Raw genomic sequence first — 4,391 nt, forward strand, 5'->3', positions numbered from 1 at the left:
TGGGCTTGGCCACCACACGGCATTGGGGAGTTGGTCGCCGGCGGCAGCCAAGCCCATGACCTGGATCTCCGGCTCGGGCACCCGCGGCGACTGGCGCACGGTGCTGAACCTGCCCGCCAACACCACCTACCAGTACAAATTCATCAAGAAGGATGGGGCCGGCAATGTGGTGTGGGAAGGCGGCAGCAATCGCATCGTGACCACTCCCTCCGGGGGCGGCTCGGTGAGCACCGGCGGCACCTGGCAATAGCTGTGCAGCCGGGGGTGGCTCCGTCATGGGGCCACCACCCGCAGCATCTCGTAGCAGTTGCCCAGCGTGTGGTAGTCGAGCCGGCCCACTGGGGTCTTCTCCTCGCCCAGGCGGCGGTTGTCGCGGGTGAGCGTGTGGTACCAGGCGCCGTGCTCGTGGTCGATGAAGTAGTCCCAGCAGTAGGACCACAGCCGGTCGTACCAGCGCCAGTAGGTTTCCAGGCCGGTACGGTGCCCCAGCAGGGCTGCGGCGGTGGCCGTCTCGGACTGCACCCAGAAGGCCTTGTGGTCGTCGCACAGGCTGCCGTCGGGGGCCATGCGGTTGAACAGGCCGCGGGCCTCTTCGTCCCAGCCATGAGCGACGGTGAAGTCGAACAGGGCCTGGGCACGAGGCAACAGCCAGGGGGCGGGGCGCAGGCGGTCGAGGATCAGCAGCAGCTTGGCCCACTCGGCCTGGTGGCCGAACTGGTAGCCCCAGGGACGGAAGATCTCGTCGGGCCGGTCGCGGTGGTAGGTCCAGTCGGGCGTCCAGTCGGCGTGGTAGTGCTCCCAGACGTGACCGTCGGTCTGGTCGGCCAGGTCCACCGTGACGCGGCGGGCGATGCGTTCGGCCCGGTCGAGGTAAGAGGTCTCGCCGGTGGCCTCGAAGGCGCCCAGCAGAGCTTCGAAGACGTGCATGTTGGCGTTCTGGCCGCGGTAGGGGCCCCAGCCCCCTTCGACCAGCTCGTCGGCATACAGGCCCTGGGACTCGTCCCAAAAGAGGGTGTTCAGCGTTTGCCAAGTCTGCGCCAGCCATTCGCGCGCCTCGGCCACGCCGGCCTTCAGTGCGTGCGCGTAGGCCAGCATCACAAAGCCCAGGCCATAGGCGTACTGGGCCGCGTCTTCCACCACGTGCTCGCGGGTGCCGTCTGGGCGGTCCTCGACGCGCAGCATCCAGGCGTAGCGGCCGGTGGCCGGGTCGAGGTGAGCCTCGCGCAGGAAGGACAGGCCGTGGCGCACGGCGTCGAGGTAGGTGGGCGCGCGGAAATGCTGATGGGCCTGGGCGTAGTTGTAGATCAGCCGGGTGCTGTTGACGAGGTGCCGGTGTTCGGTGTCATAGGCGGTGCCGTCGTCGAGGAAGAAATGGAAGTAGCCCCCGCGCCGGTCGATGCAGCGGGGGTGGTAGAAGGCCATGGTGTGAAAGATGTGCTCTTTCAGGAAGGCCGGAGAACGGTAACGCGGGAAGACATGCATCTCGCGAGGGTATCAGGCGATGCGCTGCTGTGTCTGCCCGTCGAAGAGGTGGCAGTGTTCGGGGGACCAGGCCAGGTGCACGCGCTCGCCTACGCGCTGAGGCACCTTGCCCGGCACCCTGACGGTCAGGCGGCCCAAAGGCGTGTCCACCAAGGCATAGGTTTCGGGCCCGGTGGGCTCGACCATGCCCAGCTCGCCGGGCAGTCCCTGGCCTGCGAACTGCAGGGCCTCGGGGCGCAAGCCGTAGCTGATGGCGCTGTTCCCGTGAGCCTGGAGGGCCTGGCGCTGGGTGGGCGTCAATGCCAACCCCAGTCCGTGGGCCTGCAGCTCGTCGGTGCCTGTGCGCGAGGCCTCGATGAAGTTCATCGCCGGCGAGCCGATGAACTCGGCGACGAAGCGGTTGGCCGGGCGGCTGTAGATGTCGTCCGGGGTGCCGAACTGCTGGACCTGGCCGTCCTTCATCACCGCGATGCGGTCGCCCAGGGTCATCGCCTCGACCTGGTCGTGCGTGACATAGACCGTGGTCGTGCGGGTGCGCTGGTGCAGCAGCTTGATCTCGGCGCGCATCTCCACGCGCAGCTTGGCGTCCAGGTTCGACAGCGGCTCGTCGAAGAGAAAGAGCTTGGGGTTGCGCGCCAGGGCGCGGCCCATGGCCACACGCTGGCGCTGGCCTCCCGATAGCTGCGCCGGCTTGCGTTCGAGCAGATGCTCGATCTGCAGCATCTTCGCCACGCGTGCAACTGCTGCTGTGCGCTCGGCCTTGGGCACCTTGCGCATCTCCAGCGCAAAGCCGATGTTGTCGGCCACCGTCATGTTGGGGTAGAGCGCGTAGCTCTGGAACACCATCGCGATGTCACGGTCCTTGGGCAGGGCGTGGGTGACGTCACGGTTGCCGATGTGGATGCTGCCGGAGGTGGGGTGATCCAGGCCGGCGATCATCGCCAGCAGCGTGGACTTGCCACAACCTGAGGGGCCGACGAGGATGAGGAATTCGCCCGCCTCGACCTCGAGGTCGATGCCCTTGAGGATTTCGACAGAATGGTAGGCCTTGCGGACCTGGCGGATGGAGAGGGCTCCCATGGGGTTCAACCTTTCACGGCGCCGGCGGTGAGGCCGCGCACGAAGTATTTGCCGGCGACGATGTAGACCGCCAGCGTGGGCAATGCAGCGATCATGGCGGCGGCCATGTCGACGTTGTATTCCTTGACGTTGGCGGTGGTGTTGGCGAGGTTGTTCAGACCCACCGTGACGGGCTTGGCCTCGGCGCCGGTGAACACCACGCCATAGAGGAAGTCGTTCCAGATCTGCGTGAACTGCCAGATCAGCGTGACGACCAGGATGGGCGTGGACAGCGGCAGCACGATGCGCCAGAAGATGCGCCAGAAGCCGGCACCGTCGATCATCGCGGCCTTCACCAGTTCGTCGGGCAGGCCCACGTAGTAGTTGCGGAAGAAGAGGGTGGTGGACGGCAGACCGGCCAGCACATGCACGAGCACCAGACCCCACAGCGAGGTGGACAGGCCCAGCCAGCCCAGCACCTGCGACATCGGCAGCAGCACCACCTGCATGGGCATGAAGACGCCAAAGAGCATCAGCCCGAACACGAGCTCGCTGCCGCGGAAGCGCCACTTGCTCAACACATAGCCGTTGAGCGCTCCCAGCGCGGTGGAGATGAGCACGGCTGGCACCACCATGGCGATGGAGTTCATGAAGAAGGGCCGCAGTCCGCCGCAGTCAGTGCCAGTGCAGGCGCTGGACCAGGCCTTGGACCAGGCGGCCAGGCTGGGGTCGGATGGCAGGTCGAGCAGGCCGCCGGCGCGGATCTGGTCCATGTCCTTCAGCGAGGTGACCACCATCACGTACAGCGGTGCGAGGAAGATCGCGGCGAACAAGGCCAGCGCGCCCAGCAGGAGGAAACGGTGCAGGTGCTTCATGTGGGCTTCCTCGTGCGCAGCTCGCTGTAGAGGTAGGGAACGACGATGGCCGCCACGGTGGCCAGCATGACGGTGGCCGACGCGGCTCCCAGGCCGATCTGGCCGCGGGTGAAGGCCATCGTGTACATGAAGGTGGCGGGCACGTCGCTGGCAAAGCCGGGGCCGCCGGCGGTCAGCGCCATCACCAAGTCGAAGCTCTTGATGGCAATGTGCGAAAGCACCAGCAGCGTGCTGAAAAAGACGGGCCGCAGGCTGGGGATGAGAATGCGCCAGTAGATGCGCGGCAGACTGGCGCCGTCGAGCTGGGCGGCCTTGACGATGCTGTCGTCGATGCCGCGCAGGCCGGCGAGGAACAGCGCCATCACGAAACCGGCCGACTGCCACACGCCAGCGATCACCACGGTGTAGATGGCCCGATCGGGGTTGATGAGCCAGTCGAACTGGAAGCTCTCGAAGCCCCACTGGTGCATCAGGTGCTCCAGACCCAGACCGGGATTCAGGATCCACTTCCAGGCCGTGCCGGTGACGATGAAGCTCAGCGCCATCGGGTAGAGGAAGATGGTGCGCAGGGCCCCCTCGGCGCGCACCTTCTGGTCGAGCAGGATCGCCAGCAGCAGGCCCAAGGCCATCGACAGGCCGATGAAAAGAACGCCGAAAACGGCCAGATTGCGCATGGCCAGCCACCAGCGTTCGCTGGCAAAGAGGGTGGCGTACTGTTCGAGCCCGACAAACTCGTAGTTGGGCAGCAGCCGCGAGGCCGACAGCGAGAGGTAGCCGTTCCAGGCGATGAAGCCGTAGATGAAGACCATCGACAGCACGAAGGACGGCGCGAGCACCAGCCGCGGCAGCCAGGGCTGGCGCGGCCGCAAAGGGGCAGAGGAGGTCATGCGGGGTTGGTCAGGAACATCGTGGGGCTGCCGCAGCCCCAGGGCCGCGGCAGCCGGCGCACCCGGCGCCGGGGCAGGGTTACTGGGC

General features: G+C 66.7%; 5 protein-coding genes. 1 reads left to right on the forward strand and 4 read right to left on the reverse strand.

Going from position 1 to position 4,391, the window contains the following annotated elements; translation table 11 throughout:
- Positions 1–250 (forward strand): carbohydrate-binding module family 20 domain-containing protein (locus ACK42S_RS11375; protein WP_409707227.1); only part of this gene is annotated, 250 nt, incomplete at its 5' end.
- A gap of 23 nt (positions 251–273) precedes the next feature.
- Here ACK42S_RS11375 and ACK42S_RS11380 read toward each other — a convergent pair.
- The 4 genes from ACK42S_RS11380 to ACK42S_RS11395 are packed head-to-tail and all read right to left on the reverse strand — an operon-like array spanning position 274 to position 4,303.
- Positions 274–1,482 carry an AGE family epimerase/isomerase gene (locus ACK42S_RS11380; protein ID WP_409707231.1) on the reverse strand — a complete coding sequence of 403 codons (1,209 nt, stop codon included), beginning with the start codon at positions 1,480–1,482 and terminating at the stop codon, positions 274–276.
- 12 nt (positions 1,483–1,494) lie between these two features.
- Positions 1,495–2,562 (reverse strand): ABC transporter ATP-binding protein, encoded by a 1,068-nt coding sequence (locus tag ACK42S_RS11385; RefSeq protein WP_409707234.1) that lies wholly within the window; start codon positions 2,560–2,562, stop codon positions 1,495–1,497.
- A gap of 5 nt (positions 2,563–2,567) precedes the next feature.
- Positions 2,568–3,416, reverse strand: coding sequence for a carbohydrate ABC transporter permease (locus ACK42S_RS11390; RefSeq protein ID WP_409707237.1), 849 nt, complete (start codon positions 3,414–3,416; stop codon positions 2,568–2,570).
- Complete coding sequence (locus tag ACK42S_RS11395; protein ID WP_409707240.1) at positions 3,413–4,303, reverse strand: carbohydrate ABC transporter permease; 891 nt, start codon at positions 4,301–4,303, stop codon at positions 3,413–3,415. Before ACK42S_RS11395 ends, ACK42S_RS11390 begins: the two co-directional genes overlap by 4 nt.
- Between the last annotated feature and the right edge of the window lie 88 nt (positions 4,304–4,391).

Source organism: Caldimonas sp., from assembly GCF_046289365.1.
Taxonomy (GTDB): domain Bacteria; phylum Pseudomonadota; class Gammaproteobacteria; order Burkholderiales; family Burkholderiaceae_C; genus Caldimonas.